The sequence below is a fragment of the Oryzihumus sp. JJN4-3R genome (genome assembly GCF_057747915.1).
In genome coordinates this window covers 3030013-3056310 of sequence record NZ_CM173229.1, presented here as the reverse complement: position 1 = coordinate 3056310, position 26298 = coordinate 3030013, and the positions used below count along the sequence as shown (strand labels likewise).

Annotated in this window: 29 protein-coding genes and 1 tRNA gene; 15 read left to right on the top strand and 15 right to left on the bottom strand. The window is 72.1% G+C overall.

Annotation, left to right across the window (positions count from 1 at the left end; translation table 11 throughout):
• Positions 1 to 3: 3 nt before the first annotated feature.
• The 4 genes from AC3ANM_RS14680 (at position 4) to AC3ANM_RS14665 (ending at position 2134) form a co-directional block, all read left to right on the top strand.
• Positions 4 to 501, top strand: coding sequence for an ArsI/CadI family heavy metal resistance metalloenzyme (locus AC3ANM_RS14680; RefSeq protein ID WP_488285155.1), 498 nt, complete (start codon positions 4 to 6; stop codon positions 499 to 501).
• A 124-nt stretch (positions 502 to 625) separates the two neighbouring features.
• Entirely contained in the window at positions 626 to 949 is a 324-nt protein-coding gene (locus AC3ANM_RS14675) for an ArsR/SmtB family transcription factor (protein ID WP_488285154.1), read from the top strand.
• Positions 949 to 1701, top strand: a complete 753-nt coding sequence (locus tag AC3ANM_RS14670) for an aquaporin (RefSeq protein WP_488285153.1) — start codon at positions 949 to 951, stop codon at positions 1699 to 1701. Before AC3ANM_RS14675 ends, AC3ANM_RS14670 begins: the two co-directional genes overlap by 1 nt.
• A 13-nt stretch (positions 1702 to 1714) precedes the next feature.
• Complete coding sequence (locus AC3ANM_RS14665; protein ID WP_488285152.1) at positions 1715 to 2134, top strand: arsenate reductase ArsC; 420 nt, start codon at positions 1715 to 1717, stop codon at positions 2132 to 2134.
• 41 nt (positions 2135 to 2175) lie between these two features.
• Here AC3ANM_RS14665 and AC3ANM_RS14660 read toward each other — a convergent pair whose 3' ends face one another.
• Both AC3ANM_RS14660 and AC3ANM_RS14655 read right to left on the bottom strand, forming a co-directional pair.
• Entirely contained in the window at positions 2176 to 2499 is a 324-nt protein-coding gene (locus AC3ANM_RS14660) for a winged helix-turn-helix domain-containing protein (RefSeq protein ID WP_488285151.1), read from the bottom strand.
• Positions 2496 to 3083, bottom strand: a complete 588-nt coding sequence (locus AC3ANM_RS14655) for a hypothetical protein (protein WP_488285150.1) — start codon at positions 3081 to 3083, stop codon at positions 2496 to 2498. The genes AC3ANM_RS14660 and AC3ANM_RS14655 overlap by 4 nt, the downstream gene beginning before the upstream one ends.
• A 504-nt stretch (positions 3084 to 3587) precedes the next feature.
• Between AC3ANM_RS14655 and AC3ANM_RS14650 the strand changes: the two genes are divergently transcribed.
• On the top strand, positions 3588 to 3785 hold the full coding sequence (locus AC3ANM_RS14650; RefSeq protein ID WP_488285149.1) for a hypothetical protein: 198 nt from the start codon (positions 3588 to 3590) through the stop codon (positions 3783 to 3785).
• Between the two features lie 99 nt (positions 3786 to 3884).
• Here AC3ANM_RS14650 and AC3ANM_RS14645 read toward each other — a convergent pair.
• Positions 3885 to 3963: transfer RNA gene (locus AC3ANM_RS14645), tRNA-Gln, on the bottom strand.
• A gap of 164 nt (positions 3964 to 4127) precedes the next feature.
• Here AC3ANM_RS14645 and AC3ANM_RS14640 point away from each other — a divergent pair.
• Positions 4128 to 5114, top strand: coding sequence for an acyl-CoA desaturase (locus tag AC3ANM_RS14640; RefSeq protein WP_488285148.1), 987 nt, complete (start codon positions 4128 to 4130; stop codon positions 5112 to 5114).
• 26 nt (positions 5115 to 5140) lie between these two features.
• Here the strand turns inward: AC3ANM_RS14640 and AC3ANM_RS14635 are convergent, their stop codons facing one another.
• The gene (locus tag AC3ANM_RS14635) at positions 5141 to 5746 is read right to left on the bottom strand and encodes a peptidoglycan recognition protein family protein (RefSeq protein WP_488285147.1); all 606 of its coding nucleotides are present in this window, start codon (positions 5744 to 5746) and stop codon (positions 5141 to 5143) included.
• A 354-nt stretch (positions 5747 to 6100) separates the two neighbouring features.
• Here AC3ANM_RS14635 and AC3ANM_RS14630 point away from each other — a divergent pair, with 354 nt between their 5' ends.
• Positions 6101 to 6703, top strand: a complete 603-nt coding sequence (locus AC3ANM_RS14630; protein WP_488287959.1) for a TetR family transcriptional regulator — start codon at positions 6101 to 6103, stop codon at positions 6701 to 6703.
• 26 nt (positions 6704 to 6729) lie between these two features.
• On the opposite strand, the gene AC3ANM_RS14625 is transcribed toward AC3ANM_RS14630, so the two are convergent.
• From AC3ANM_RS14625 to AC3ANM_RS14615, 3 genes are read right to left on the bottom strand one after another with little or no spacing between them, the layout of a single operon-like run.
• A complete protein-coding gene (locus tag AC3ANM_RS14625) occupies positions 6730 to 7377 on the bottom strand; it encodes a phosphoribosyltransferase (protein ID WP_488285146.1) in 648 nt (215 codons plus the stop codon).
• A gap of 46 nt (positions 7378 to 7423) precedes the next feature.
• A complete protein-coding gene (locus tag AC3ANM_RS14620) occupies positions 7424 to 7786 on the bottom strand; it encodes a VOC family protein (protein ID WP_488285145.1) in 363 nt (120 codons plus the stop codon).
• Positions 7787 to 7841: 55 nt separating this feature from the next.
• A complete protein-coding gene (locus AC3ANM_RS14615) occupies positions 7842 to 8651 on the bottom strand; it encodes a methyltransferase domain-containing protein (RefSeq protein ID WP_488285144.1) in 810 nt (269 codons plus the stop codon).
• Positions 8652 to 8734: 83 nt separating this feature from the next.
• Here AC3ANM_RS14615 and AC3ANM_RS14610 point away from each other — a divergent pair, with 83 nt between their 5' ends.
• Together AC3ANM_RS14610 and AC3ANM_RS14605 are read left to right on the top strand one after the other, a co-directional pair.
• Positions 8735 to 9235 carry a MarR family winged helix-turn-helix transcriptional regulator gene (locus tag AC3ANM_RS14610; protein ID WP_488285143.1) on the top strand — a complete coding sequence of 167 codons (501 nt, stop codon included), beginning with the start codon at positions 8735 to 8737 and terminating at the stop codon, positions 9233 to 9235.
• A 189-nt stretch (positions 9236 to 9424) separates the two neighbouring features.
• Positions 9425 to 10513, top strand: coding sequence for an AI-2E family transporter (locus tag AC3ANM_RS14605; protein ID WP_488285142.1), 1089 nt, complete (start codon positions 9425 to 9427; stop codon positions 10511 to 10513).
• On the opposite strand, the gene AC3ANM_RS14600 is transcribed toward AC3ANM_RS14605, so the two are convergent.
• From AC3ANM_RS14600 to metG, 6 genes are all read right to left on the bottom strand, one after another.
• Positions 10514 to 12349 (bottom strand): ABC-F family ATP-binding cassette domain-containing protein, encoded by a 1836-nt coding sequence (locus AC3ANM_RS14600; protein ID WP_488285141.1) that lies wholly within the window; start codon positions 12347 to 12349, stop codon positions 10514 to 10516.
• A 2-nt stretch (positions 12350 to 12351) separates the two neighbouring features.
• Positions 12352 to 13296 carry a 4-(cytidine 5'-diphospho)-2-C-methyl-D-erythritol kinase gene (locus AC3ANM_RS14595; protein ID WP_488285140.1) on the bottom strand — a complete coding sequence of 315 codons (945 nt, stop codon included), beginning with the start codon at positions 13294 to 13296 and terminating at the stop codon, positions 12352 to 12354.
• Entirely contained in the window at positions 13293 to 14213 is a 921-nt protein-coding gene (rsmA, locus tag AC3ANM_RS14590) for a 16S rRNA (adenine(1518)-N(6)/adenine(1519)-N(6))-dimethyltransferase RsmA (RefSeq protein WP_488285139.1), read from the bottom strand. Before rsmA ends, AC3ANM_RS14595 begins: the two co-directional genes overlap by 4 nt.
• A gap of 203 nt (positions 14214 to 14416) precedes the next feature.
• Positions 14417 to 15520 carry a resuscitation-promoting factor gene (locus AC3ANM_RS14585; RefSeq protein ID WP_488285138.1) on the bottom strand — a complete coding sequence of 368 codons (1104 nt, stop codon included), beginning with the start codon at positions 15518 to 15520 and terminating at the stop codon, positions 14417 to 14419.
• 265 nt (positions 15521 to 15785) lie between these two features.
• Positions 15786 to 16622, bottom strand: coding sequence for a TatD family hydrolase (locus AC3ANM_RS14580; RefSeq protein WP_488285137.1), 837 nt, complete (start codon positions 16620 to 16622; stop codon positions 15786 to 15788).
• Positions 16619 to 18445 carry a methionine--tRNA ligase gene (gene metG / locus AC3ANM_RS14575; RefSeq protein WP_488285136.1) on the bottom strand — a complete coding sequence of 609 codons (1827 nt, stop codon included), beginning with the start codon at positions 18443 to 18445 and terminating at the stop codon, positions 16619 to 16621. The genes AC3ANM_RS14580 and metG overlap by 4 nt, the downstream gene beginning before the upstream one ends.
• 80 nt (positions 18446 to 18525) lie before the next feature.
• Here metG and AC3ANM_RS14570 point away from each other — a divergent pair, with 80 nt between their 5' ends.
• Positions 18526 to 18984: an SRPBCC family protein gene (locus AC3ANM_RS14570; RefSeq protein WP_488285135.1), complete on the top strand. Its 459-nt coding sequence runs from the start codon at positions 18526 to 18528 to the stop codon at positions 18982 to 18984.
• A 58-nt stretch (positions 18985 to 19042) separates the two neighbouring features.
• Here AC3ANM_RS14570 and rsmI read toward each other — a convergent pair whose 3' ends face one another.
• The gene (gene rsmI / locus AC3ANM_RS14565; RefSeq protein WP_488285134.1) at positions 19043 to 19930 is read right to left on the bottom strand and encodes a 16S rRNA (cytidine(1402)-2'-O)-methyltransferase; all 888 of its coding nucleotides are present in this window, start codon (positions 19928 to 19930) and stop codon (positions 19043 to 19045) included.
• A 132-nt stretch (positions 19931 to 20062) separates the two neighbouring features.
• Here rsmI and AC3ANM_RS14560 point away from each other — a divergent pair, with 132 nt between their 5' ends.
• Both AC3ANM_RS14560 and AC3ANM_RS14555 read left to right on the top strand, forming a co-directional pair.
• On the top strand, positions 20063 to 21241 hold the full coding sequence (locus AC3ANM_RS14560) for a DUF2332 family protein (RefSeq protein ID WP_488285133.1): 1179 nt from the start codon (positions 20063 to 20065) through the stop codon (positions 21239 to 21241).
• Between the two features lie 211 nt (positions 21242 to 21452).
• A complete protein-coding gene (locus tag AC3ANM_RS14555) occupies positions 21453 to 23024 on the top strand; it encodes a dolichyl-phosphate-mannose--protein mannosyltransferase (protein ID WP_488285132.1) in 1572 nt (523 codons plus the stop codon).
• Positions 23025 to 23209: 185 nt separating this feature from the next.
• Here AC3ANM_RS14555 and AC3ANM_RS14550 read toward each other — a convergent pair whose 3' ends face one another.
• Entirely contained in the window at positions 23210 to 24571 is a 1362-nt protein-coding gene (locus AC3ANM_RS14550) for an HNH endonuclease signature motif containing protein (RefSeq protein ID WP_488285131.1), read from the bottom strand.
• Positions 24572 to 24656: 85 nt separating this feature from the next.
• Between AC3ANM_RS14550 and AC3ANM_RS14545 the strand changes: the two genes are divergently transcribed.
• From AC3ANM_RS14545 to AC3ANM_RS14535, 3 genes are all read left to right on the top strand, one after another.
• Positions 24657 to 25313, top strand: coding sequence for a chloramphenicol phosphotransferase CPT family protein (locus AC3ANM_RS14545; RefSeq protein WP_488285130.1), 657 nt, complete (start codon positions 24657 to 24659; stop codon positions 25311 to 25313).
• Between the two features lie 84 nt (positions 25314 to 25397).
• Positions 25398 to 25721, top strand: coding sequence for a YciI family protein (locus tag AC3ANM_RS14540; RefSeq protein ID WP_488285129.1), 324 nt, complete (start codon positions 25398 to 25400; stop codon positions 25719 to 25721).
• A 149-nt stretch (positions 25722 to 25870) separates the two neighbouring features.
• Positions 25871 to 26287: a hypothetical protein gene (locus tag AC3ANM_RS14535; protein WP_488285128.1), complete on the top strand. Its 417-nt coding sequence runs from the start codon at positions 25871 to 25873 to the stop codon at positions 26285 to 26287.
• The last annotated feature ends 11 nt before the right edge of the window (positions 26288 to 26298 follow it).

Here is a 26298-nt window from a genome sequence, read left to right as displayed (position 1 = left end):
ACGATGTCCCGTCTCCAGCTCGCCCTGAACGTCAACGACATGGACTCCGCGGTCGAGTTCTACTCGACCCTGTTCGCCACCGCCCCGGCCAAGCGCCGGCCCGGCTACGCCAACTTCGCCGTGGAGAACCCGCCGCTGAAGCTGGTGCTCTTCGAGAACCCCGCGGCCAGCGGCACCCTGAACCACCTCGGGGTGGAGCGGGGCTCGATGGCCGAGGTCGAGGCCGAGGCTGACCGGCTCGAAGCCGCCGGACTGACGCTGGACGTCGAGGGTGACGTCGTGTGCTGCTACGCCCGTCAGGACAAGCACTGGGTGACCGGCCCCGATGGGCAGCGCTGGGAGAACTACGTCGTCCTGGCCGACGCCCAGCCCGAGCTCGAAGGGCGCACCAGCCTGGAGGTCGGCGACGCCGGTTCGACCGGCGGCTGCTGCGGCACCGGAGCGACCCGCGAGGAGCGAGGGGAGGGTGGGGAGAAGGTCTCCGCCGCGGCCTGCTGCTGAGACACCTTCGCGTGAGCCCACCGCCCCGCCGGCTGGTGGGCTCACGCCTGTTCACCCACCGTTCGTTTGACCGCAGCGGTACCGGCGCAGCACGATTCATCCTGCGATGACTACTCAGGTTCCCGTGAACATCACACCTCGGCCCGCGGACTCGGCCCGGCTCGACGATGTCGCGCTCAAGCTGTTCGCCGACCCGCTGCGGGCCCAGCTCGTCTCCCTCCTCGCCGGGGAGCAGCTGTGCACCTGCCACCTGGCCGAGGCCACCGGCGCCCTGCCCACCGCCGTGTCCAACCACCTGCGCCGCCTGCGCGAGGCAGGGGTCGTCGAGACCGAGCCCTGCGGCCGCTACACCTACTACCGGCTGCGCCCCGAGGCGCTGGAGCAGGTCGCCGCCCAGCTGGGCGCCCTGGCCGAGGCCGCCCGCACCGCACCCAAGCGGCCCTGCTGATGACCGCCGCTCCCGCCCTGGGTCGGCGACTGCTGGCCGAGCTCCTCGGCACCGCCTTGCTGGTCACCGTGGTGGTCGGCTCCGGCATCGCCGCGCAACGGCTCTCCCCGCAGGACGTGGGCCTGCAGCTGCTGGAGAACTCCACGGCCACCGCGCTCGGACTGACCGTGCTGATCCTCATGCTGGGCCCAGTCTCGGGAGCCCACTTCAACCCGGTGGTCTCCGCCGCCGACTGGGCACTGGGCCGCCGCCGCGGCACTGGCCTGCCCGGACGGGACGTGGGCCTGTATGCCGTGGCCCAGACCGCGGGCGCCATCGCCGGGGCGGCGCTGGCCAACCTGATGTTCGCCGCGCCCATGGCCATCTCCGGCCACGAGCGCAGCGACCCGCACCTGTGGGTCGGGGAGGTCGTGGCGACGGCCGGTCTGGTCGCGGTGGTCTTCGCCCTGGCCCGCACCGGCCGTGGCGCCTTGGCCGCCCCCGCCGTCGGCGCCTACATCGGGGCCGCGTACTGGTTCACCTCCAGCACCAGCTTCGCCAACCCCGCCGTCACCGTCGGGCGCATGTTCACCGACACCTTCGCCGGCATCGCGCCCACCTCCGTGCCCGGGTTCGTCGTCGCCCAGCTGCTCGGCGCGGTCGTCGGCCTTGCCCTGGTCCGCCTGCTGTACCCCGATGTCGCCGCCGCGGCGGACGACGTGGTCCTCCCCCACCACGCGGACGACACCGCCTCGGCACCCGTCGCCCGCTGAAAGGCTCCCCCGCATGTCCGACAAGCCCAGCGTCCTGTTCGTCTGCATCCACAACGCCGGCCGGTCGCAGATGGCCGCCGCCTATCTGACCCACCTCTCCGGCGGCCGGGTCGAGGTCCGCTCCGCTGGCTCCGAGCCTGCTGACCAGCTCAACCCCGCCGCCGTTGCCGCCATGGCCGAGGAGGGCATCGACATCACCGCCGCAACCCCGAAGGTCCTCACCACCGAGGCGGTCAGGGACTCCGACGTCGTCATCACCATGGGCTGCGGCGACACCTGCCCGATCTACCCCGGCAAGCGCTACGAGGACTGGGCGCTCGAGGACCCCGCGGGCAAGGGCGTCGAGGCCGTCCGGCCCATCCGCGACGAGATCCGCTCACGTGTCGAGTCGCTGGTCGCCGAGCTCCTGCCGGGCAGCGCCCCCGTTCCCTGACACGGGAGGCGCGACGCCACCCGGGCGTCACGACCGCGCTCTTACGACCTGGAGTCGAACCGCCGCACCAGGTCCCTCAGGGCGTCCATCTCGGCAGCCAGGGCCGTGCGCCCGGCCTTGGTGATGGTGACCCAGGTGCGGGGTCGCCGCCCCTCGTACCCCTTGCTGACCTCGACCAGGGACTGGTCCGCCAGCACCTCGATGTGCCGACCGAGGTTGCCGTCGGTGAGCTGCAGCAGCGACTTGAGGTAGGGGAAGTCGGCGCGGCCGACCTCCGCGAGGACCGTCAGGATGCCGAGACGGGCGCGCTGATGGACGACATCGTCCAGGCCGTTGGTGGGGTGCGGGTCCGGCGCGTCGGTCACCGGAGCTCCGCCCGTCGTGCCCGCCAGCCCGCGCAGATCATGGCCGCACCCAGGAGGCCGTAGACGATGACCGAGGCACCCGGGAACCAGCCGTCCTGGCTGGCGAACCAGCCGAGCGACTGGGCCAGGTCGTAGAGCCGGTTGTTGAAGAAGGAGAGGTTCTCCAACCCGCCGACCACCCCCAGGACCACCGCCCAACCGCCCAGGTGGCCGTTCCCCTGGCGCCCGGCGACGATGAGGAGCATCAGGGCCACCGCCGGCATGGGAGCCAGGAACAGCAACGGCAGGACCACCAGGAACAGGACCAGCAGGGCGACGGCCGTCGTCACGTAGGGACCTCGTCCGGGACCGGCCCCGATCTGGCGGGCATGCCGGCGGTGCCACCACGCGACCATCGCGAGGCCCAAGGGGCCGGCGACGAGCCAGTACCCGATGCTGCCGCCGGGGCCACCCTCGGCCACGAAGCCGAACGCGACGCCGAGGACGCCGAAGACGAGCAGGGGGACCGAGGACATCTGCTGGTCGGCTCGCGCCCTGCCCCGCAGCCCCTCGACCTCTCGCAACAGACCACGCGCGTCCTCCATGCCCACCCCAACCCCTCGACTCGATCGTGACGACTGAACTCTGCATTACAGAGTCCTCTCCGTCAAGGAGGAAGTGCTCAGCTGTGCATGGCACAGCGGCTGGCCCGGGCGACCACCGCGGACAGTGCACACCCGCAGCGTTCGACAGGCTGGTTGCAGATGGCGCCCGCAGGCGCGACAGCGCTGCCCTCCGCGGTCTCGCCTTCGGCGGTTCACCCCTCTGGGGTGATGTGCCTGGGTCTCTGGCGGCCCGATAGTTGCCCGGGTGGCGGGCGTTGGACGTGGCGCGAGACGACGAGACGAGATGGTTGCCTTTCCGCTTGCCGTCCGATCGGAGGTCGCCGGAACACTTCGGCGCCAAGCCACCCAGACCGACGCCCTTCGTGAACGACACCGGGCAACCAGACCCCGCTCCCCCACATCCGCGGAGCAGTCCGCGAAGTTCTGGCAACGATCCCCCGGGATCTCATGCCAGGCGCTGTCGACCTAGTTCGGAGGTAGCAGATGGGACTTTTCAACCACGAAGGCATCTCCTTGGGCTATCGGTTCAAGTACCGGATGAAGAAGATCGGGCTGATCTTCGGCGGGCCCGCCCAGCTGGACGAGGAGCACGACCCAAAGGTGCGCCTCAAGAGGGAGAAGGAAGCCCGGAAGGAAGCCTGGCATCGCGAGCACGACCAGGAACCGCAACCCCCGCAGTAGGCGCTGTGCGCGGCACGACGCCCCCGCTCCGCGGCGGCGACGGTCACGGAGCACGAAGGAGCCGCAGGTAGCGATGGTGCGCTGACCTGCGGCTTTGTGCTCCCCGGGTAGGAATCGAACCTACGTCGCTTGTCCTGATTCAAAGTCAGGCGGGCCCTGCCAGCAGACCAACCGGGGAACGTCCCTGAACAGGACGCGCTCAGGGTAGCGGCCACCCGGCATACCGGAGGAATCCGCACGGGCGGCCCCGAGCGTCCACCGGGCTGCGACGCCTCGGGGCTGGTCAACCTACGCAAACGTAGGTTACGTTGGCGTAGGTTAGTACTCGACGGAAGGCCCCCCATGACCACGTTCGCCCCCGAGCCCACGCGGCTCAAGGACCCGCCCGGCGCGACAACCCCCTCGACGACCTCGACGAGCCCCGAGACGCCCCCACAGTTCGAGCACAAGGGCACCGGCGAGCAGATCGCCCTGGGCTTCTTCATCGTCGTGCCGTTCCTCGCCCTGCTGGCCGCCGTGCCGGTGGCGTGGGGCTGGGGCCTGGGCTGGCGTGACCTGGTGCTTGCCTTCGTCATGTACGCGATCGCCGGCCACGGCATCACCGTCGGCTTCCACCGCTACTTCACCCACGGCTCGTTCAAGGCCAAGCGCTGGCTGCGCGTCACCCTCGCCATCGCGGGATCGCTCGCCATCGAGGGCCCGGTCATCCGCTGGGTCGCCGACCACCGCCGCCACCACGCGTTCTCCGACCGCGAGGGCGACCCGCACTCCCCCTGGCGCTACGGCGAGAGCGTCCCGGCACTCATCAAGGGCCTGTGGTGGGCCCACATGGGTTGGCTGTTCGACACCGAGCAGACCCCGCGCAGCAAGTACGCCCCCGACCTCATGGCCGACAAGGACATGCAGCGCATCGAGCGCGCCTTCCCCGGGCTGGTGGTCGTCTCGATGCTGCTGCCCGCCGTCCTCGGCGGCCTGCTGTCGATGTCCTGGCAGGGCGCGGTCACCGCGTTCTTCTGGGCCTCCCTGGTCCGCGTCGGCCTGCTCCACCACGTGACCTGGTCGATCAACTCCATCTGCCACGCCATCGGCGAGCGCCCGTTCGTCTCGCGCGACAAGTCCGGCAACGTCTGGTGGCTGGCCGTGCTGTCCATGGGCGAGTCGTGGCACAACCTGCACCACGCCGACCCGACCTGCGCCCGCCACGGCGTCGAGAAGGGCCAGATCGACTCCAGTGCCCGCATCATCTGGGCGTTCGAGAAGACCGGACAGGCGTGGGACGTGCGCTGGCCCAAGCAGTCCCGGCTCGACGCGCGTCGCGTCTCGGCCTGAGCGGGTCAGCTGCACGTCTGCGCGCGTCAGCCGCGCACCAGCCTCCGCCGGAGCTCCATGACGTCCGCGGCCTGCCAGTCGGAGTGGTCGTTGTGCCACCCCTGCAGGTCGCGGAACGCCAGGTCGGCATTGGCCATCGCGTGACCGATCACGCGCGAGGTGGGGATGCCCCACTGCCGTTGCAGCAGGCGCACCAACCGCAGCACCGACGTGATCTGGGCCGGTCGCGCCAGGATCTGCTGGTCGGCCCAGCTCGCCGGGTGGCCGTTGGTCGACTGCACCATCTCGATGCCGATCGCCTTGTCGTTCAAGCCGATCGTGTGCCGGCACAGGATGGTCACGGGCACGATCGCGTAGACCTTGCCGTCCTGGTCCACGATGAAGTGCGCGCAGGTGCCCGGCAGCTCACCGGTGTTGGGCACGTCCTGGGCGAAGGTGTTGCGCGCCGAGGACATCGTCGTCGTCTCGGTGAAGTGCAGCACGATCATCGAGGGGTGCAGGTGCCACGACGCGACGCCGTAGTGCCGGCGCGCGTAGCTCGCCGTCTCTGTCTTCCGCTTGTCGGAGAACGGGATGTATGCCGGGTGGATCGGCACCGGGACCACCGCGGCGGGGGTGGTGGCAGGCTTCACCCGCGCGGCCTGAGGGCGATTCGTTGCCGGTGCACTGCTCCGGGAGGGGCTGGACACCGAAGCACGGGGCGAGGCAACCCTCGTGGCGGGGCCGGCTGCCGACCGCGAAGCCTGCGCGGACGGCACACCGTCAGCCTGCCCGTCCGGCCCGCCGCACCCGCCCAGCAGGAGCCCACCACCCGCCAGCACCAGGCCCACCACAGGGCCGGCCAGCACGCGAACTGCACTGCTGTCTCGCCTCACAACCGGACACGGTAGTCCCCGTGCCCAGAAGCAGAAGGAGCCGTTCGGCATGATGGCACCGTGACCTCCACCCGCGACAAGGCCGAGACCCCCGCCGCAGCACGCTCGCGCATGACGGGCAAGCAGCGCCGTGAGCAGCTCATCGAGATCGGCCGGAAGCTCTTTGCCGACAAGGGTTTTGAGGGCACCACCGTCGAGGAGATCGCCTCCAAGGCCGGGGTCTCCAAGCCCGTGGTCTACGAGCACTTCGGGGGCAAGGAGGGCCTCTACGCCGTCGTCGTCGACCGCGAGATCCGCACCCTGCTCGACGGGATCACCGGCGCGCTGACCACTGGAGGACACGCCCGGGCCCTGCTCGAGCAGGCAGCCCTGACGCTGCTGGACTACATCGAGGGATCCACCGACGGTTTCCGCATCCTGGTCCGCGACTCCCCCACCGGGCAGTCGACCGGCTCCTTCGCCAGCCTCATCAGCGACGTCGCCTCGCAGGTCGAGCACATCCTCGCCGCGGAGTTCAAACGACAGAAGCTGGACCCCAAGACGGCTCCGATCTACGCCCAGATGCTCGTCGGCATGGTCGCGCTGACCGGCCAGTGGTGGCTGGACTCGCGCAAGTTCAAGAAGGCCGACGTCGCCGCCCACCTGGTCAACCTCGCCTGGAACGGCCTGGCCGGCCTGGAGCCCAAGCCTTCCCTGCGCCTGGCCAAGGGCTGAGCTCCGGGGCGACCCAAGGGGCGGCCTCAGCCGGCGCGTGAGGCCACGAGCACGTCGCGCGCCTCGGCCGTGCTGACCTGGGTGAACCGGCGGTACCACTCACCGACGCTGCGCAGGTGCGCCGGCGTCTCCAGCACGACCACCTCGTCGTAGTCGTGCTCCAGCAGCGGCAGCACGTCCGGGGACGCCACCGGCACGGCGAGGACGACCCGGGCGGCGCCGCGGTGCCTCAGCACGGCGGCAGCGGCACGGGCCGTCGCCCCGGTCGCGACCCCGTCGTCGACGACCACGACGGTGCGGCCGCTCACGTCGACGGGAGCACCGCCGCCGCGCAGGTCGGCGACGACAGCGTCGACCTCCTCGGTCGCGCGAACGACCAGGCGCCGCAGCTGGTCGGGGTCGAGGCCGCTCGCGGCCACGACCCGCTCGTTGAAGACCGCCGCGCCACCCTCGCCCACGGCGGCGAGCGCCAGCTCCGGCTGCCAGGGCACCCCCACCTTGCGGACCACGAGCACGTCCAGCGGAGCACGCAGGGCGGACGCGACCTCGGCCGCCACCGGCACACCCCCGCGGGGCAGCCCCAGCACGACCAGGTTGCCGTCCTGGAGGTCGCCGTCGTGGGTGGCCATCGCCTCGCCGAGGCGGGCGCCGGCGTCCTTGCGGTCGATGAACACGCCGCCAGTGTGCGCCCGGCCCCCACGGGCACGCCCGGGCCGAAGGTCAGGCCTGCTGGAACTCCAGCCGGTTGCCCACCGGGTCGTCGGTGTGGAACCGGCGCACGCCGGGCAGGTTGTCGTCCCACCGCACCTGCGCTCCCGCGGCCGCAACCCGCTCGGCCAGCGCGCCCACGTCCGTGACGGCGACGCCGGGGTGTGCCTTGCGCGCGGGCACGAAGGGGTCCTCCACGCCGCAGTGGATCTCACAGCTCCCGGCCCGGAACCACGCACCACCCCGGGCGGCGAGCGCCGGCGGCTTGGTCAGCTCCTCCATGCCGAGGACCCCGACGTAGAACGCGCGCAGGGTGTCCTCCGACCCCGCGGGGCAGGACACCTGCACGTGGTGCAGTCCGGCGATGAAGCTCATGGCGTTCTCCTTCAAGCGGATTCAGTGCGGATCAAGGCCCGGTTCAAGCGTGTGTTCAGGCCCTGCGGTGGGCGACGGCGAAGATTCGGCGGAACGGGAACAGCATGCCGAGCTCCTGGCGCGGGTACGCCTCAGCCAGCCGCGCCGCATACACCTGCAGGAAGTCCGCGCGTTCCTGCTCACCGGTGAGCAGATCCAGCACCGGGCGCAGCGCGGTGCCCTTGGTCCACTCCAGGACCGGGCAGTCCTGCTCGCCGGCCGGGTCGAGCACCTGCTGGTAGGTCGTCTCCCAGACGTCCACCGCGCAGCCGAGCTGCGCCAGCAGGACCGTGTATGCCGCGGGCTCGGCCACCGGGTCCCCGTGCCGCAGCGCGCCGAGCAGCTCGGCGCTGCGCGGGGCCGCGGCGGCAGTCTCGCGCAGCAGGCGGTGGGACGGGGCGTCGAAGTTGCCCGGCACCTGCATGGCGAACCACCCTCCCGGCGCCAGCGCGGCGACCCAGCGGGGGATGAGGTCGAGGTGACCCGGCACCCACTGCAGCGTGGCGTTGGTGACCAGCAGGTCCATGCCGCTCGGCGGCTCCCACGTGGCGGCATCGGCCTCGACCCACTCAACCCGGTGGGCGGTGTCGCGCCGGCGTGCCTGGTCGAGCATGTGGGCGGAGGAGTCGACCCCGATGACCTGGGCGGCCGGCCAGCGCGCCGCGAGGCCCAGGCTCAGGCCGCCGGGGCCACAGCCGAGGTCAACCACCAGCCGGGGCTGCTCGACCCGGACCCGCGCCATGAGGTCGGCGAAGGGACGGCTGCGGTGGTCCTCGAAGAGGGCGTACTGACCCGGGTCCCACGTCACCGACGGGCGTGCGGTCATGGCTGGATCCTCCGGTCCCGGCGAGTGCGCCTCACAAAAGTCTCTTGATATCAAGATACTTGACGGCCGCTAGACTTTCCAGCATGCCCGCCACTCCCCCCGATGAGGTCGACCGGATCGTCGACGCATGGACGCGGGAGCGGCCGGACCTCGACGTCGCCCCTCTCCACGTGCTTTCGCGCGTCTCCCGCCTTGCCCGGCACCTCGACCTGGCCCGAGGCTCCGCCTTCGCCGAGCACGGCCTTGAGGGCTGGGAGTTCGACGTGCTCTCGGCGCTGCGCCGGGCCGGCGAGCCCTACCAGCTCTCCCCCGGCCAGCTGGTCCAGCAGACGCTCGTCACGAGCGGCACCATGACCAACCGGGTCGACCGGCTCACCCTCCGCGGCCTGGTGCAACGCAGCCCCGACCCCTCCGACCGCCGGGGCGTCATCGTGGCGCTCACCCCCGCGGGGCGCACCGTCGTCGACGCGGCCATGGCCGACCTGCTCCACCGCGAGCGCGACCTGCTCGCCGAGCTTCCCGAGGGCGAGCGGGACGACCTCGCCGACCTGCTGCGCCGCCTGCTGGCCCCGTTCGAACGCTGAGCGCGGCACCGGTGCCCGCCAGGAGATGAGGACCTCATGAACGAGAGTGACAGCGGGCCCCGGCGCGGGCAGCCCTCCAGCCGCGGGCCGCGCCAGCCGCAGACCCAGAGGGGCGGCCAAGGCACCCTCCCACCGCCCGGTCCGTCTCCCGCCACGACCGGGCCCCGGTCGCCGAGGCCCGACGAGAGCGTGCACTTCGGCCTGCGGGTCGCAGCCGGCTACGCCTGGCGCCTGATCGTCGTCGGGGCGGCGGTCTACCTCGTGTTCGCCGCCCTGTCGCGGCTGACGTTCGTGGCGGTCGCGGTGTTCGTCGGGCTGGTCACCACGGCGTTGTTGCGCCCGCTGGTCGACCTGGGGGCCCGGGCAGTGCCCCGCGGGCTGGCGGTGCTGGCAACCCTGCTCCTGACCATTGCGGTCTTCGCCGGGGTGTTCACCTTCATCGCCAACTCGGTGGCGGTCCAGTCCAGCAGCCTGTCCGCCCAGTTCGCCGATGGGCTCTCCGACATCGAGCGCTCGCTGGCCAGCAGCCCGCTGCACCTGCGCGCTGTCGACCTGACCCGGCTGGGTGAGCAGGCGCGACTGTGGGTCACCCACAACGGCAGCTCCCTCGCCGGTCACGCCCTCGGCGGTGCGGGGGTGGCGGTCGAGCTCCTGACCGGCCTGGTGCTGGCCGTGTTCTGCTCGATCTTCTTCCTCAGCTCCGGCGAGCGGATCTGGGCCTGGCTGGTCTCCCAGACCGGGGGTGACGGTCATCGCTGGGACGCCGTGGCTCGTGCCGGCTGGGCGACGTTCGCGGGCTACACGCGCGGTGTGGTCGTCATCGCGGGCACGAACGCCGTGATCGTCTGCCTCACCTTGCTCATCCTGCGCGTGCCGCTCGCGCTGCCGCTGGCGCTGCTGGTCTTCTTCGCGGCGTTCGTCCCGCTGATCGGCTCCCCCATCGCCCTGGCGGTGGCCACGCTGGTGGCCCTGGCCGCCCGCGGCCCGCTCATCGCCCTGCTCGTGCTCGCCCTCATCGTGGTGATCGGGCAGCTCGAGGGGCACGTCCTCCACCCGCTGGTCATGAGCCGCGCCGTGCGGCTGCACCCGCTCGTGGTGGCCCTCACCGTGGCGTCGGGGACCGTGCTCGCCGGCGTCGTCGGCGCGGTCGTCGCGGTCCCGCTGGTCGCGGTGACCTGGTCGATGTGGAGCGTGGTGCGGCGGGACCACGAGGAGGACCGGGCCCAACCACCCACACCCGAGGTCGTGCCGGACGAGGCCGTGCCCGAGGGCAGGTAGCTAGCCGGCGACCTCGGCCGCGGCCAGCCAGGCCAGCTCGAGCTCCTCGCGCTCGTCGACGATCGCGCGCAGGCGGGCGTTGAGCTCGAGCACCGCCTGGTGGTCGGTGGCCTTCGCAGCCATGTCGGCGTGGATCTTCTCCTCCTGCGTGGCCAGCTTCGACAGCTGTCGCTCCACGCGGGCCATCTCCTTGCGCGCCTCGCGGACCTCGGCCGCCGAAGGACCGGCAGTGGCCGCCGGTGCCGCGCCGGATGAGCCGGACGAGCCGGAGGCGCCCGACGAGCCGGAGGAGGCCGCGGACGCCGCGGCCTGGGCCGCGTGACGCAGCTCGAGGTACTCCTCGACGCCCCCGGGCAGGTCGCGGATCCGGCCGTCGCCGAGCAGGGCGACCTGGCGGTCGCACATGCGCTCGAGCAGGTATCGGTCGTGGGAGACCACGAGCAGCGTGCCGGCCCAGCCGTCGAGGACGTCCTCCAGGGAGGTCAACGTCTCGATGTCGAGGTCGTTGGTGGGCTCGTCCAGCAGCAGCACGTTGGGCTCGGCCATCATCAGGCGCAGCAGCTGGAGGCGGCGGCGCTCCCCACCGGAGAGGTCACTGACCCGGGTGCGCTGGCGGCTGCCGGTGAAGCCCAGCCGGGTGGCCAGCTGGCTCGCACTGACCTCCTTGTCTCCGAGCATCGTGAACTGCTTGACGTCCTCGATCGCCTCGATGACCCGCCAGTCCTCGAACCGCTCGAGCTCGCGCACCTCCTGGGTCAGGAAGGCCAGCGACACCGTCTTGCCGACCTTGCGGGTGCCCGAGGCCAGGGGCACGTCGCCGGTGACGGCGCGCAGCAGGGTGGACTTGCCGGCGCCGTTGACCCCGACGATGCCCACCCGCTCGCCGGGGGCCAGGCGCCACGTGACGTGCTCGAGGATCGGCCGGTCGCCGACCTCGACCGTGGCATCGACGAGGTCGATGACGTCCTTGCCGAGCCGGGTCGTCGCGAACCGCATCAACGTCACGTCGTCGCGCGGCGGCGGCTCGTCGGCGATCAGCGCCGAGGCCGCCTCGATGCGGAACTTGGGCTTGCTGGTCCGGGCCGGCGCGCCGCGGCGCAGCCAGGCCAGCTCCTTGCGCAGCAGGTTGGCCCGCCGGTCCGCGGTGACGGAGGCGACCCGCTCGCGCTCTGCCTTGGCCAGCACGTAGGCCGCGTAGCCACCCTCGTAGGAGTGCACCTGCCCCTCGGTGACCTCCCACGTGGTGGTGGCGACGGCGTCGAGGAACCAGCGGTCGTGCGTCACCGCGACCACCGCGGTCCCGGTGCGGGTGCGTCGGGTCGCCAGGTGCTGGGCCAGCCAGGCGACGCCCTCCACGTCGAGGTGGTTGGTCGGCTCGTCCAGCAGCAGCAGGTCGGGGTCGGCCACCAGCAGGGCGGCCAGGGCGAGCCGGCGCCGCTCCCCACCGGAGAGCGGGCCGACCGTGGCCTCGAGGCCGCCCACGTCGGGGGCGTCGATGCCCCCGAGCAGGCCGTCGAGCACGTCGCGGACCCGCGGGTCCCCGGCCCAGACGTGCTCGGGCAGGTCGCCGAGCACGGCCTGGCGGATGGTCGCGTCCGGGTCGAGGGAGTCGGCCTGGGTGAGCATGCCGACCGAGAGGGTGCCGACCTGGGTGACCCGTCCCTCGTCGACGCCCTGGATCCCGGCGAGGACCTTGAGCAGCGTGGACTTGCCGCCACCGTTGCGGCCGACGACGCCGATGCGGGAGCCGCTGTTGACGCCGAGGGAGACGACGTCGAGCACGAGGGTGGTGCCGAGGGCCAGGGAGGCGCGCTCGACGGATACGAGGTTGGCCACGGTCAGTCGACCCTCACCACGGAGGGGCCGGGCACGATCTGCGCCCCGTGCACCGGGCCGGTGGCGCGCTTGACCCCGGCGGCCAGGCCGGAGGCGGCCAGCGCGACGGCGAGGTCGAGCGCCACCTCGGAGTCGGGGACGAGGAAGGCGACCGTCGGGCCCGAGCCGGAGACGAGGCCGCCGAAGGCGCCGCACTCCTGGCCCACGGCGAGGACCTCGCGCAGCTGCGGCTGCAGCGACAGGGCGGCCGGCTGCAGGTCGTTGACCAGCGCCCGGCCGAGGGCCGCGGCGTCGCCGGAGCGCAGGGCGGTCATCATCGCGGCCGTGGGCTGCGGTGCGGGGATGTCGCGCCCTTCCCGCAGCCGGTCGCACTCGGCATACACGCTCGGGGTGGACAGGCCGGTGTCGCTGAACGCGAACACCCACTGGTAGCTGCCCCGGGCCAGCACGGGCGCGAGCTGCTCGCCGCGGCCGGAGCCGACCGCGGTGCCGCCGACGAGGGCGAACGGCACGTCGCTGCCGACCTCGCCGGCCAGCTCCTCGAGAGCGTGCCGGGGCGTGCCCAGCCCCCACACGGCGTCGCAGGCCAGCAGGGCCGCGGCGGCGTCCGCGGAGCCACCGGCCATGCCACCGGCGACCGGGATCTCCTTGCGGATGGTGATGGCGACGGGCTCCTCGATGCCGGCAGCCTCGGCCAGCCGGCGGGCGGCGCGCACCGCGAGGTTGTCGCCGTCCCGCGGCACGAGGTGCGCCTCGGCGCCGGACACCTGCACCGACCAGTCGTCGGCGGGGCGGACGGTGACGTCGTCATACAGGCTGACCGCCTGGAAGACCGTGGCCAGGTCGTGGAACCCGTCGGCGCGGCGAGGCCCGACGATGAGCTCGAGGTTGACCTTGGCGGGCACCCGGACCGTCACCGAGCGGGAGGGCGGGACGGCGAGACTCATGAGGGACACCCTAGGCCGCGTCGCGCGGAGGCGATCGCGGCGAAGGCGGTGATGTCCAGCTGCTCGCCCCGCGTGCGCGGGTCGATGCCGGCCAACCGCAGCACCTCCTCGGCGCGCTGGGCCGAGCCGGCCCACCCGGCGAGGGCGGCCCGCAGGGTCTTGCGCCGCTGGGCGAACGCGGCGTCGATGCAGGCGAACACCTCCTCGCGGGAGGCGTCGGTGGCGGGGGGCTCGCGCCGCACGAGGGAGACCAGGCCCGAGTCGACGTTGGGCACCGGCCAGAAGACGCCGCGACCGACCGTGCCGGCGAGGCGCACGTCGGCGTACCACGCGGCCTTGAGGCTCGGCACGCCGTAGACCTTGCTGCCGGGGGCGGCGGCCAGCCGCTCGGCTACCTCGAGCTGGACCATGACCAGCACCCGCTCGATCGTCGGGAAGTGCTGCAGGAAGCCGAGCACCACCGGGACCGAGATGTTGTAGGGCAGGTTCGCGACGAGGGCCGTGGGCTGCGGGTCGGGCAGCTCGCGCACGGTCAGCGCGTCGGCGTGGACCAGGGACAGCCGGTCGGCGCGGGTCGGCGCGAGTCGCGCGACGGTGTGCGGCAGCTCGGCGGCCAGCGTGGGGTCGACCTCCACGGCGACCACGCGGTCGACCTGCGGCAGCAGGGCCAGGGTCAGCGACCCCAGCCCGGGGCCGACCTCGACGACGACGTCCTGTGGCCCGACGCCCGCGACCCGAACGATGCGGCGCACCGTGTTGGCGTCGACGACGAAGTTCTGGCCCCACTGCTTGGTCGGGCGGACCCCGATGCGGGCGGCGACCTCCCGGATCTGCGCGGCACCGAGCAGACCGGTGCCCTCCGTGCCCTCCCCCGGGCTCTCCCTCGGGCCCTCCCCGGTCGCGTCCTGGTCTGCCATGCCCCGAAGCCTAGGGGGAACACGGCCGTGGCCCCGAACCGGTGAGGTTCGGGGCCACGGTCGTCAGGCGGTATGCCGGGTGCCGGGTGCGCCGGGCGGCGCACCTGAGGCGACCGGCACGGAATACGGCTCAGAGTCCCTTGGTCAGGGGCCACTGGATCAGGGGCCCCTGGGTCAGGACCTCTGGGTCAGGGCCTCTTCACTCAGAGGTTCTTGCCGCACACCGGCCAGGCGCTGGCGCCCACACGGCTGTAGAGGATCTGCGCCCGCTTGGTCTGCTCGGCCGAGGAGGCGTCGATCGGGCTGCCGGAGCCGCCCACGGAGTTCCACGTGCTCTGGTCGAACTGGTAGAGCCCGTAGTAGGTGCCCGACGGGTCGACGGCCCGGGGGTTGCCGCCGGACTCGCACTGGGCCAGACCGGCCCAGTTGAGGCCGCCGGAGGACGGGATCGGGCCGGCGGACGCCGGCGCGGGGGCCTTGGTGCCCACCGCCACGACCTTGGCGACCGGCTGCGAGACGACCTTGACGCTCTTCGCGACCCGGGTCGCCAGCTTGCCGTTGACGAAGGTCTGGGCGTAGGTGACCAGCTTCGACCCGGGCTTGCCGGCCGTGACCGTCTTCGTGGTGCCCTTGGCCAGGGAGGAGTCGGTGCGCTGCGTGACGCCGGGCGCGATCGACTCCGTGACCGTGACGGTCTTCTGCTTGATGCGGGCCACGTCGATGGTGGCGCCCTTGGCGGTCAGCAGGGTGCTGAGGCCGGGCTTGACCTTGTCCATCGGACCGACCGGGACCTTCAGCTCGGCGAGCGCGTCGCGCACCGTGGCTCCGGTCGTGATGGCCTTGCGGGTCGTCCCGTCGACCTTGACGGTGACGGGCTTGGGGGTGCTGACCGTGAGGGTGAGCCCCTGTCGGCCGAGCGGTTCGGATCGGGACACCGACAGCTTGGCGCCGTCGGCCCGGATGCCGAGCTGGTCGAGGGCGGATGCCACCGTCGTGGCGGTGGTCCAGTAGTTCTTGGTCTTGCCGTCGAGGTCGACGGTGAGCTGGCGCCCGTAGCGGACGGTGACCTTCTGGCCGTCCTTGAGCGGGGCCGAAAGAGAGGGGGCCACGACGTCGTGGGCCCCGAGCTTGATGTGCTTGGCCGCGAGCAGGTCTCCGACGGTGCTGTCGAAGGTGTGGACCGAGGCGGTCCTGCCGTCCACCGAGAGGGCGACGGCCTTGTCAAAGCTCGCGAAGCCGACTGTGGCGGCAACGACACTGGCGACAACTGAGGCCTGGGCGATGCGCCGAATCGGGAAAGCGATCACGATGCTCCAGAGCTAGGACTCCCCGGGCACGGACCTGGTCGGTCGGGCACCCGCGAGCCTGGGCCTCCGAACAGAGGACAACCCGCTGTCAGGCAGGTCGGTACCAGTCACGAACAAGGGGTGCACGACTGCGCCGTACACCCCCGGATGCGCGCCGACCAGGGGGTTCCGATCCCGGCCAACAGCTCTCCACCATGCCCACGGGCCCACGAAAGGTCAACTGAAGGTAAACAACAGGCCTGTAGTTCACCAACGCCCGATGGCGTCACCAGGGACCGTAGACACGCTCCGAGCTGGCGGCGATCGCGGTGCACAACGAGGGCACGTCGACGTTGAGCGTGCCGGCCATCGCCCGCACCGTGAGGGGCACCAGGTAGGACGCGTTGGTGGCCCCGCGGTGGGGGCTCGGCGTGAGGTACGGGGCGTCGGTCTCGACCAGCACCTGGTCCAGCGGGGTGATGCTCAGGGCGTTGCGCAGGGCGCCGGCGTTCTTGAACGTCACGGTGCCGGAGAAGCTCAGGTAGTAGCCCCGCTCGACGCACTCCCGGGCCATCGCCATGTCGCCGGAGAAGCAGTGCAGCACCGTCCGCTCGGGGGCCCCTTCCTCGGCCAGGATCCGCAGCACGTCCTCGTGCGCGTCCCGGTCGTGGATCTGCAGCGCCTTGCCGGTGCGCTTGGCCAGGTCGATGTGCCAGCGGAACGAATCCTGTTGGACCCCAACGCCTTCAGGACCGGTGCGGAAGTAGTCCAGCCCGGTCTCGCCGATCACGCGCACGCGCGGGTGGGCGGCGAGGCGCTCGATCTCGGCCAGCGCCCCGGGCAGCTCACCGCGCTCGGCAAGGCGCGGCGCCTCGTTGGGGTGCAGGGCCACCCCACCCAGCAGCGCGGCATACCGGTCGATGACCTCGACGGTGAAGCGCGCGCCCGGGAGGTCGCAGCCGATCTGGACCATCCGCGGCACCCCGACGGCGGCCGCCTCGGCGATCGCGCGGGCGAGGTCCGGCGGCTCCTCTCCGTCCCTGCTGATGTCGAGGTGGGTGTGGTTGTCGACGACCGGGATGGGCAGCGGGTCCGGTGCCGGAGGGCGGTCGCCGGGACTCACCCGGCGACCTCGTCGGCCTCGCCTGCCTCGTCGCCGCCGAGACGCCCGAGCTCCTCGTCAACCACCGAAGGGTCGAGCTTGGTGAAGATCGGCGTGGGCTTTGTCACAGGCGCACCGACGTCCACGGGCCGAGACGACCATTCCGGGGTGTGGGAGTACTCCCCGGTGACCACCGGGTAGGGGTGGCCGTCGTCGAGGTCGGTGACCTCCTCGATGACCGGCATCGGCATGAACTCGCCGGTGCCACCGAACGTCGCGTGGACGGCGTTGGCCGAGTGCGGCAGGAAGGGGCTCAGGATCGTGTTGCAGTCGAGCACGGCCTGCGCCGTGACGTGCAGGATCGTGCCGAGCCGCTCGCGCTCGTCCTCGCCCTTGAGCTTGAACGGCGCCTGGTCGGTGACGTACTTGTTCACCTCGCCGACGACGCGCATGGCCTCGGCGATGGCCTGGCGCAGGCGGTGCCGGCTGATGAGCCCGCCGACCACCTCGAAGCCCTCGCGCACGGTGACGAGCAGCTTCTCGTCCTCCTCGGTGAGCTCGCCGGCGGGCGGGATCTGGCCGAAGCTCTTGGCGATCATCGACGCCGTGCGGTTGACCAGGTTGCCCCAGCCCGCGACGAGCTCGCCGTTGGTCCGGGTGACGAACTCGCGCCAGCTGAAGTCGCTGTCCTGCCCCTCCGGGGCCGCGGCGCACAGGAAGTACCGCAGCGCGTCGGGCTGGTAGCGCGAGAGCACGTCGCGCACGAGGATCACATGGCCCCGCGAGGAGGAGAACTGCTTGCTCTCCATGGTGAGGAACTCCGAGGAGACCACCTCGGTGGGCAGGTTGAGCACCCCGTAGCGCCCCGGCTCGCCGCCGTGGTCGCCACGACCGGCGTAGGCCAGCAGCTCCGCCGGCCAGATCTGGGAGTGGAAGGTGATGTTGTCCTTGCCCATGAAGTAGTAGGACAGCGCCTCGGGGTCACCCCACCAGTCGCGCCAGCGCTCGTCGTCACCAAGGCGTCGCGCCCACTCGATCGAGGCGGACAGGTAGCCGATGACCGCGTCGAACCACACGTAGAGGCGCTTGGTCGGCTGGTCGCGCCACCCCTCGATCGGCACCGGGATGCCCCAGTCGATGTCGCGGGTCATCGCCCGGGGCTTGATGTCCTTGAGGATGTTCTGGCTGAACTTGATGACGTTGGGCCGCCACGTGCCCGAGGCCTCGCGCTCGTCGAGCCAGCCGCCCAGCGCCTCGGCGAGTGACGGCAGGTCCAGGAAGAAGTGCTGGGTCTCGACGAACTCGGGGACCTCGCCGTTGATCTTGCTGCGCGGGTCCTTCAGCTCCGTCGGGTCGAGCTGGTTGCCGCAGTTGTCGCACTGGTCGCCGCGCGCCTCGGCGTAGCCGCAGATCGGGCAGGTGCCCTCGATGTAGCGGTCCGGCAGGGTGCGGCCGGTCGACGGCGAGATCGCACCCTTGGTGGTGCGCTCGATCATGTAGCCGTTCTTCCAGACCTGGGTGAACAGCTCCTGCGCGACGGCGTAGTGGTTGGCCGTCGTCGTGCGGGTGAACAGGTCGTAGGAGCAGCCCAGCGCCTGCAGGTCCTCGACGATGAGGCGGTTGTTGCGGTCGGCCAGCTCGCGGGCGCTCACGCCCTCCTTGTCGGCCTGGACCAGGATCGGTGTGCCGTGCTCGTCGGTGCCCGAGACCATGAGCACGTCGTGCCCCGCCATCCGCATGTACCGGCTGAACACGTCGGAGGGCACGGCGAACCCGGCCACGTGGCCGAGGTGCCGGGGACCGTTGGCGTACGGCCAGGCGACTGCAGACAGGACCTTGCTCATGCCCGAATCCTAGGGGTGAGGTGCATCCCCTTTTCGGCCGCGTGCGCCGGGGTCGCGCGGGCAGGTGTCATGATCGACCGGTGCCCGACCTGCGCGAGACCCTCGACATCGCCGCCCCGCCCGAGCTGGTCTACGACCTGATCGCCGACCTGCCTCGTATGGGCGAGTGGTCACCGGAGTGCGAGAAGGTCACCTGGCGCGGGGGCGCGACGGAGGCCACCAAGGGCGCGACCTTCGTCGGCCACAACCGGGCCGGCTCGGTGCGCTGGATGACGCAGGGCCGCATCGCCAGCGCCGAGCGGGGCCGCAACCTGGCCTTCGAGATCACGTTCGGGCCGATGACGGTCGCGCGCTGGGAGTACTACATCGTCCCCACCGCGACGGGCTGCACCGTGGCCGAGGAGTGGACCGACCGGCGACCGGGCTGGTACCGCGTGCCGGCCGACAAGGCCCTCGGCCCCCGGATGAAGAGCAACCGTCGCGGCATCCAGATCACCCTGGAGAACCTCCGGCGCGCCGCCGAGCGTCTCGCCGCCTGAGCCGTCTCGGCTGAGGCGTCGTCGTTGGGACGTCGCCGCTGGGACCTGCGCTTCGGCGTCAGGCCTTGCGGGCGGCGACGGCCGCGTCATACAGGGACTTCTTCGACAGCCCGGTGCTCGCGGCCACGTCGGCCGCGACGTCCTTGAGCCGCTCCCCCGCCGCGACCCGCTCCTGTATGACGCGCAGCGCCTCGTCGGGGTCGCTCACCGCCGCGGGCGCTCCCCCGACGACCACGGTGATCTCGCCCCGCACGCCGTCGGCTGCCCACGCGGCCAGCTCGCCGAGGCCGCCCCGCTTGACCTCCTCGTAGGTCTTGGTCAGCTCCCGGCAGACCGCGGCCGGGCGCTCCGGACCGAAGGCGTCGGCCATCGCGGCCAGCGTGGCGTCGAGCCGGTGCGGGGCCTCGAAGAAGATCATCGTGCGGCGCTCGTCCTTCAGCGCCGCCAGCATGCGGGCCCGCTCGCCCGGCTTGCGCGGCGCGAAGCCCTCGAAGCAGAACCGGTCGACCGGCAGACCCGAGACCGCCAGCGCCATGAGGACCGCGCTGGGGCCGGGCACGCAGGTGACCCGCACCCCGGCCTCGACCGCGGCGGAGACCAGGCGGTAGCCGGGGTCCGACACCGACGGCATGCCGGCGTCGGTGACCACCACGACCCGGGCTCCACCCTTCAACCGCTCCAGCAGCTCCGGCGTGCGCGAGGACTCGTTGTGCTCGTGGTAGCTGAGCACGCTCCCGGCCGGCTCGACCCCGAGCGCGGCGCACAGCCGCTTCAGCCGGCGCGTGTCCTCGGCCGCCACGACGTCGGCGGCGACCAGCTCACGAGCCAGCCGGGGAGCGGCGTCCTGCGGGTCGCCGATCGGCGTAGCCGCCAGCACGAGCACGCCGGCGTCATCGGCGGCTCGCGTCGCCGGGCTCGGCTCGGAGCTGGGCTCGGTGCTCGCCACAGGGCTCGTCCCAGGGCTCGTCACAGGGCTCGTCGCAGGGCTGGTCGCAGGGCTGGTCACCGGGCGATCCTCTCAGGTCTGCTCTAGAGTTGCGGCAGCCCGTGTCTGGGCGCATGAGCAGGGGGGATGCACATGGCGGTCACCGAGATGGGGCACGGTTCCGAGCTCGTCCGCACCTTCCGCTCCGCCGCCGGTGGCCGGTTGTCCGCGAGCCCGGTCTACAGCACCCTCCTGCTGGCCATGGTGGCCGACCCCGAGCTGGGCGCACCCCTGGCCGCGGCCGGTCCCGAGGCCGGGCAGCAGCCGCTGCGGCTGTTCACCGCGGTGCACTACCTCCTGCGGACCGCGGTGCCCGAGCACCCGCTGGCGCACTACTACCCCACGCTCGAGGGTCCCTACCCGCCGGACGCCGGACTGATCGAGGCCTTCCGCGACCTGGTCGGCGCCCACGGCGACCGACTGGCAGAGCTGTGCCGGCACCCCGTGCGCGAGGACGACCCGCAGGGGTGGGCGCAGGTCCGCCCCGCCCTGTCCTGGGTCGCCGCGCGCCACCCCGGGCGACCGCTCGGCCTCCTCCAGATCGGCGCCGGCGCCGGGCTGGGGCTGCTCCTGGACCGCTACCGCTACGACTACGGCAGCGAGCTGCTCGGCCATGGCCCGGTCCACCTGACCTGCCGCCTGCCGGGCCGCACTCCCGAGGAGCTGCACCACCGGCTCGAGATCGGCAGCCGCGTGGGCATCGACCGCACGCCGATCTCGCCGGACGACGCCGACGCCGTGGAGTGGCTGCTCTCCGGGGTCTGGCCCGAGGACACGGCCCTGCTGGACCGGCTCGAGACCGCCCTCGCCGAGCTGCGGGAGGTCGAGGTGAGCGTCCACTCCGGCCAGCCGATGCGCCTGCTGCCCGAGCTGCTGGCCGCCCTGCCGGAGGACGAGCTGCCCGTCGTCTACGGCCGGTCGGTGCTTCCCGGGCTGTCCGCACAGGACCGCTCCCGGCTCCCGGAGCTGCTGGCCGCCGCCGGGCGGGACCTGGTGTGGGTCGTCGCCGAGAGCGCGGCGGCCCCGTTGCCCCTGCTCAGCCGCGAAAGCCTCGTCGACGGCACCGGCGACAGCCACGTCACCGGCGACATCACCGGGACCGGCGACATCACCGGCGACCGCCACGGCGACACGGGAGCCGGGCCCGACACCGGAGCGCTCACCGCGGTGACCTTCCGCGACGGCACGGTCACCGACGTCACCCTGCTCGCCGACTTCGACCCGCGGGGGACCTGGCTGGACTGGGCGCCACGTCCGCTCACACCCCGGTGACCGCGCCCTCTCCCCCCGCGGCCCCGCACGCCGCCTTCCCTCACCTCGCCGCCCCGCACGCCGCCTCGAGCGCAGCAGCCAGCCACCCGGCATACCGGGGTGTGCGGAGACCCCCACGGTGACCGGCGCCGTGACACCCGCCGCGACACGCGCCGGGTCGACCGTCGTGCTCCTGCGGGAGGGCACAGGCCCTCTGAATACGATGACCGCCATGACCTCCACCGAGCAGCTGCGATCACGGCTGCTCGGGACCAGGCCGACCGACCGGCTGTGGGGGTGGCTCGCGCCGCTGATCGTCGCCGCAGTGGGCGGGTTCCTGCGGTTCTGGAAGCTGGGCAACCCCCACCAGCTGGTCTTCGACGAGACGTACTACGTCAAGCAGGCGTACTCGATGATCCAGCACGGCTTCGAGGAGCGTGTGCCGGACAGCATCAAGTACCCGGACGCGATGTTCACCAACGGGACGCCGGACGTCTTCGGCACCACGGCGGACTTCGTCGTGCACCCGCCTGTCGGCAAGTGGGTCATCGCCGTCGGCGAGCAGCTGTTCGGCGCGACGAGCTCGTTCGGGTGGCGCTTCTCGGTCGCGCTGCTGGGCACGCTGTCGATCCTCATGATCGGCCGAGCCGGGCGCCGCCTTTTCGGCTCCACGCTGATGGGGACGATCGCCGCCCTGCTGCTCGCCTTCGACGGGCACCACTTCGTGCACTCCCGGACCGGGCTGCTCGACCTCATCGTGATGTTCTGGGCGTTCGCCGGCTTCTGCGCCCTGCTGGTCGACCGGGACCGGTCGCGGGAGATCCTGGCCGCCAAGGTCGGCGCCCTGCGCGAGTCCGGTGTCGCCCCGGGCACGCGCGGGCTCGTCTACGGCCCCTGGCTGGGCTGGCGCCCGTGGCGGTGGGTGGCCGCGGTCTGCCTGGGGCTCTCGGCCGGCACCAAGTGGTCGGGGCTGTTCTTCCTGGCCGCGTTCGGGCTGATGACGGTGCTCTGGGACATGGGCGCCCGCCGCGCCGCGGGCATCCGGCGCTGGGTCGTCGGCACCGCCGCGTTCGACGCGGCGTTCGCCGGCGTGGTGATGGTCGGCGTCGCCCTGTCGGTCTACCTCGCCTCGTGGACCGGGTGGTTCCTGTCCCGCGACGGCTACGACCGCCAGTGGGCCGTGTCGCACCCGTCGCGGTCCTTCGGGTGGGTGCCGGGACCGCTGCGCTCGCTGTGGCAGTACCACCAGGAGATGTACCACTTCAACATCACGCTCTCCTCACCACACCCATACAAGACGAACCCGTGGTCGTGGCTGATCCAGGGCCGGCCGACGTCGTTCTTCTACGAGGGCCCCAAGAAGGGGCAGAACGGCTGCACCGTCGACCTGTGCAGCAAGGCGATCACCTCGATCGGCACCCCGACGGTCTGGTGGGGCGCCACGATCGCGCTGTTCGTGCTGCTGTTCATGTGGGCGCTGCGTCGCGACTGGCGCGCCGGCGCGATCCTCGCCGGCTTCGTCGGCGGATACCTGCCGTGGTTCAACTACCAGGCGCGCACCATCTACAGCTTCTACGCGATCGCCTTCGCCCCCTGGGTCGTCCTCGCTGTCACCTACGTGCTCGGTATGGCGATCGGTTCCGAACGTGCCACGCGTCGCCGACGGCAGTGGGGGCTGGCCTTCGCAGGGGCGTACGTCGTGCTGACGGTCGCGCTCTTCGCCTTCTTCTACCCGATCTACACCGCACAGGTGATCCCCTACACCCAGTGGGCCTGGCGCATGTGGTTCCCGAGCTGGATCTGACCGGCGAGTCGGACCCGATGGATCGGAGTCGATTCCCTGGGCGCTGACTCCGCCGGGGCAGAGCCGGGTCCGCGGGTCTGAGCGCCATCGCCGCCGGGGCAGCCACGCGGTTCCGGTCCCGCATGGGAACGGTTGGCGCATGCGTCTGACCCGGCCGTCGATCGGCCGGGTGCGGGGCGGGGTCGTCATAGGTGCCAGGTGACCCCGGCGTCGGTGACGGTGGCGGTCAGCCCTCGCTGGTGCACGATCGTGTGGTGCCGCCCGCAGAGCAGGGCGGCGTTCCGCTTGTCGGTCGGTCCGCCGTCGCCCCAGTGGGTGACGTGGTGCCCGTCGCACCACCATGGCGGGACCGTGCAGCCGGGGATGGTGCAGCCCTTGTCGCGCAGCCACAGGTACTTCAGCTGCGCCGGGGTGGGGGCACCTCCCGCTTGCGGGGGAAACAGGCGTCTCGTCCTTCCCAGGTCGAGGATCTCCCCGTCGGTGCCCAGGACGACCGGGATGATCCCGGCGTCGCAGGCGATCCGGCGGACCGTCTCCGGGCCGAGCAGGGTCCCGTCGCCCAGCACCGTCCCGGCCCCACAGGCGTCCCGCAGCTTCTCGTGGTCCATCGTCACATAGACCATGGCCTTGGGCTGGGCCGAGACGTCCTCCCCGGCCGCCGCCGAGCGACGGCACACCTCGACCAGCGCGTCCCCGCGCCGCTGGTCGCTGCTGCGCAGATCCGAGACACCCTCGGCGGGTTGCGGGGCGGACAGCGGCCCGATCGCCGCCTCCAGCACGCTCGCCCCCTCGGGGTCCAGGCGGAGCAGGTACTCCACCATCCCGTCGTCGCTGCGGGGCTGGGACAGGCTCACCCCGTGCTTGAGCCGGTCCTGGCGCACCTGGAACTCACCCTCCCGGCCGTGCTCGGCGATGATCCGCTCCCGCAACCCCCGCACCCCCGACGGCCCCTCGGTCGCCGCCAGGTGCAAGAACCCCTCCCACACCGTGGGCACCGCCTCACGCGTCAACCGCGGCGCGAGCTTGTGCATCTCCGCCAACGCCACCGCCGCCCCACGCACCCCGACCCGCCCGGACAGCACGCACGAGCGCAGCCGCCGCACGCTGCCGTGGTCGATCACCTGACCCGCCACGACCGGCCGCCCCGTGCACACCGTGGCCACGGTGACCAGGTCCTTGACCCCACCACACCGATACGACGGAGCCCACTCCAGCACCCACGCCGACGCCGAGGCATGCGTCGCGGTCACCTCACCGCGCTCCACCGCCTCACCCAGCACCGTCACCTGCGCCGCCTCGACCAGGCGCCGCAGCTCATCCAGCCCGCCCATCGCCGGCCCCAGATCCGACCCCTGGCACTCATGGACCACCTCGACCAGCCCGGTCAGCGCGCGCACCGCGGCTCCCACCACGGCGAAACGCTCCGCGAACGACGCGACGTCGCCACCAGTGCCCTGCGCGCCCACAGCCGCGTGGAGTTCCCCGGAACCGGGCACGCCGCCGGACCCGCTGGCCGCGGCTCCCTGGCGACGATCCCCCTGGTGCATGATTCGAACATACATTCGACCACCGACAGGCCCCCGGCCCCCAACTGCCCGCGGCGGCCCCACCCGTCGCGACAGAATCACCGCCATGACCGCCATGGATCCGCAGATCGACGCCCCCACCGCCCTCACCGTCGAGGTGCCGGCCACGACGCGCCGCGGCAGAGTCATCTTCCTCAATGGCACATCCAGCTCGGGGAAGTCGAGCATCGCCCGCGAGCTGCTCACGATGCTCGAGGACACGTGGTTCCACATGCCCGTCGACGCGTTCCACGCCATGCGGTCGCAGAACGAGATCGCCGAGGTGGACCTGCCGGCCGAGCTGACCCGAACGTCGATGGGCTTCCACCGGGCCGTGGCCGGAATGGTGGCCGCCGGCAACAACGTCGTCGTCGACCACGTCCTGAGCTTCGCCTGGCGGCTGGCCGACTGCCTCGAGACCCTCCCCGCCGAGGACGTCACGTTCGTCGGCGTCCACTGCCCCCTCGACACCGTGACGCTCCGCGAGCGCGAGCGCGGCGACCGCCCCCTGGGGCAGGCAGCGTGGCAGTTCGCCCAGGTCCACGCTCACGGGATCTACGACGTCGAGGTGGACACCAGCGCCCTCAGCCCACGCGAGTGCGCCCAGCGGGTCGCGTCGTTCGTGGACCACCTCGGCACGCCCACCGCGTTCGCCCGCCTGAAGCAGGCACGGATGAACACACGTCCTGTCGATTCGGTGCCCGGGCATTCGTCGGGGAAGTAGGGCGCGCACCGGGCGCGACCCGCGGTGGTGACCACACGGCATACCGGCCGCACCACCCGACCAGCACAGAAGGAGCGGACCATCGTGACCAAGTTCCTGTACCTCTACCGCGGCCCCGCCACCCCGATGGACGACATCACCCCCGAGGTCGGCGAGCAGCTGCAGAAGGCCTGGACCGACTGGGGCAACAAGGTCGGCGCGTCACTCGTCGACTTCGGCTCACCGTTCGGCGCCCGCGTCGCAGTGACCGACGACGGCGCCACGACCGAGGCATCCGACCAGAACGGCTACACCATCGTCGAGGCCGAGAACCTCGACGCCGCAAGGGCGCTCGTCGGAGGCCACCCCTTCCTCACCGAGGGCAAGGGTCGCTTCGCCATCGACATCTACGAGCTCACCCCGATGTGATCGGCCAGCCCGAGGCCCGTCCCGCATGCCGGGTCGGGCCTTGGTCGTGCACCTCACCACCACCACACCGGTATGCCGGGCCGCGCCGCCCGCGTCCCTCACCGTCGCCGGTGGTTGCCACCCGGGCCTCGCGCCCGGATGATCGACCCATGGCTCGGGGGAGGCTCGCCGTGCTGGTCCTGCTCGCCCTGGCCGCGGGGACCAGCGCCTGTGGGGTGAGGCAGGCGAACGATGACGCGTCGACGAGTCCTGTCGGCGCGCAACCTCAGGCTGGCGTCGGTGCACCAAGAGAGGCCTCGCCCGGGATCTACTGCCGTGGCGAGGGCAGCTTCTTCAGCCTCTCCTTGGCCTCGGAGGTCGGCGGTTCATCGACGCCGGAGGCCGCCGCCAGGCGGTTGGCCGAGCACGGCGAGGTCACCGGGGTGGCCCCGTCCACGACGGGCTGGCAGACGCAGACCCGGACCAGCACCGAGGCGACCGTCGTCGCCGAGGGCATCGAGCTCCACGTCGTGCGCGGCCGCGACGGCACCTGGCAGGTCGACAGCGGGAGGTTCTGCAACCGGTGAGGCCGCGCGGA

Bases quoted from the DNA above. Each gene is read 5' to 3' on its own strand.
- metG (WP_488285136.1), bottom strand. From the start codon at position 18,445: ATGAGCAAGGTCCTGTCTGCAGTCGCCTGGCCGTACGCCAACGGTCCC.
- AC3ANM_RS14560 (WP_488285133.1), top strand. From the start codon at position 20,063: ATGGCGGTCACCGAGATGGGGCACGGTTCCGAGCTCGTCCGCACCTTC.
- AC3ANM_RS14630 (WP_488287959.1), top strand. From the start codon at position 6,101: ATGACGGGCAAGCAGCGCCGTGAGCAGCTCATCGAGATCGGCCGGAAG.
- AC3ANM_RS14555 (WP_488285132.1), top strand. From the start codon at position 21,453: ATGACCTCCACCGAGCAGCTGCGATCACGGCTGCTCGGGACCAGGCCG.
- AC3ANM_RS14545 (WP_488285130.1), top strand. From the start codon at position 24,657: ATGACCGCCATGGATCCGCAGATCGACGCCCCCACCGCCCTCACCGTC.
- AC3ANM_RS14680 (WP_488285155.1), top strand. From the start codon at position 4: ATGTCCCGTCTCCAGCTCGCCCTGAACGTCAACGACATGGACTCCGCG.
- AC3ANM_RS14615 (WP_488285144.1), bottom strand. From the start codon at position 8,651: ATGACCGCACGCCCGTCGGTGACGTGGGACCCGGGTCAGTACGCCCTC.
- AC3ANM_RS14665 (WP_488285152.1), top strand. From the start codon at position 1,715: ATGTCCGACAAGCCCAGCGTCCTGTTCGTCTGCATCCACAACGCCGGC.
- AC3ANM_RS14620 (WP_488285145.1), bottom strand. From the start codon at position 7,786: ATGAGCTTCATCGCCGGACTGCACCACGTGCAGGTGTCCTGCCCCGCG.
- AC3ANM_RS14550 (WP_488285131.1), bottom strand. From the start codon at position 24,571: ATGCACCAGGGGGATCGTCGCCAGGGAGCCGCGGCCAGCGGGTCCGGC.
- AC3ANM_RS14655 (WP_488285150.1), bottom strand. From the start codon at position 3,083: ATGGAGGACGCGCGTGGTCTGTTGCGAGAGGTCGAGGGGCTGCGGGGC.
- AC3ANM_RS14670 (WP_488285153.1), top strand. From the start codon at position 949: ATGACCGCCGCTCCCGCCCTGGGTCGGCGACTGCTGGCCGAGCTCCTC.
- rsmA (WP_488285139.1), bottom strand. From the start codon at position 14,213: ATGGCAGACCAGGACGCGACCGGGGAGGGCCCGAGGGAGAGCCCGGGG.
- AC3ANM_RS14650 (WP_488285149.1), top strand. From the start codon at position 3,588: ATGGGACTTTTCAACCACGAAGGCATCTCCTTGGGCTATCGGTTCAAG.
- AC3ANM_RS14535 (WP_488285128.1), top strand. From the start codon at position 25,871: ATGGCTCGGGGGAGGCTCGCCGTGCTGGTCCTGCTCGCCCTGGCCGCG.
- AC3ANM_RS14640 (WP_488285148.1), top strand. From the start codon at position 4,128: ATGACCACGTTCGCCCCCGAGCCCACGCGGCTCAAGGACCCGCCCGGC.
- AC3ANM_RS14610 (WP_488285143.1), top strand. From the start codon at position 8,735: ATGCCCGCCACTCCCCCCGATGAGGTCGACCGGATCGTCGACGCATGG.
- AC3ANM_RS14595 (WP_488285140.1), bottom strand. From the start codon at position 13,296: ATGAGTCTCGCCGTCCCGCCCTCCCGCTCGGTGACGGTCCGGGTGCCC.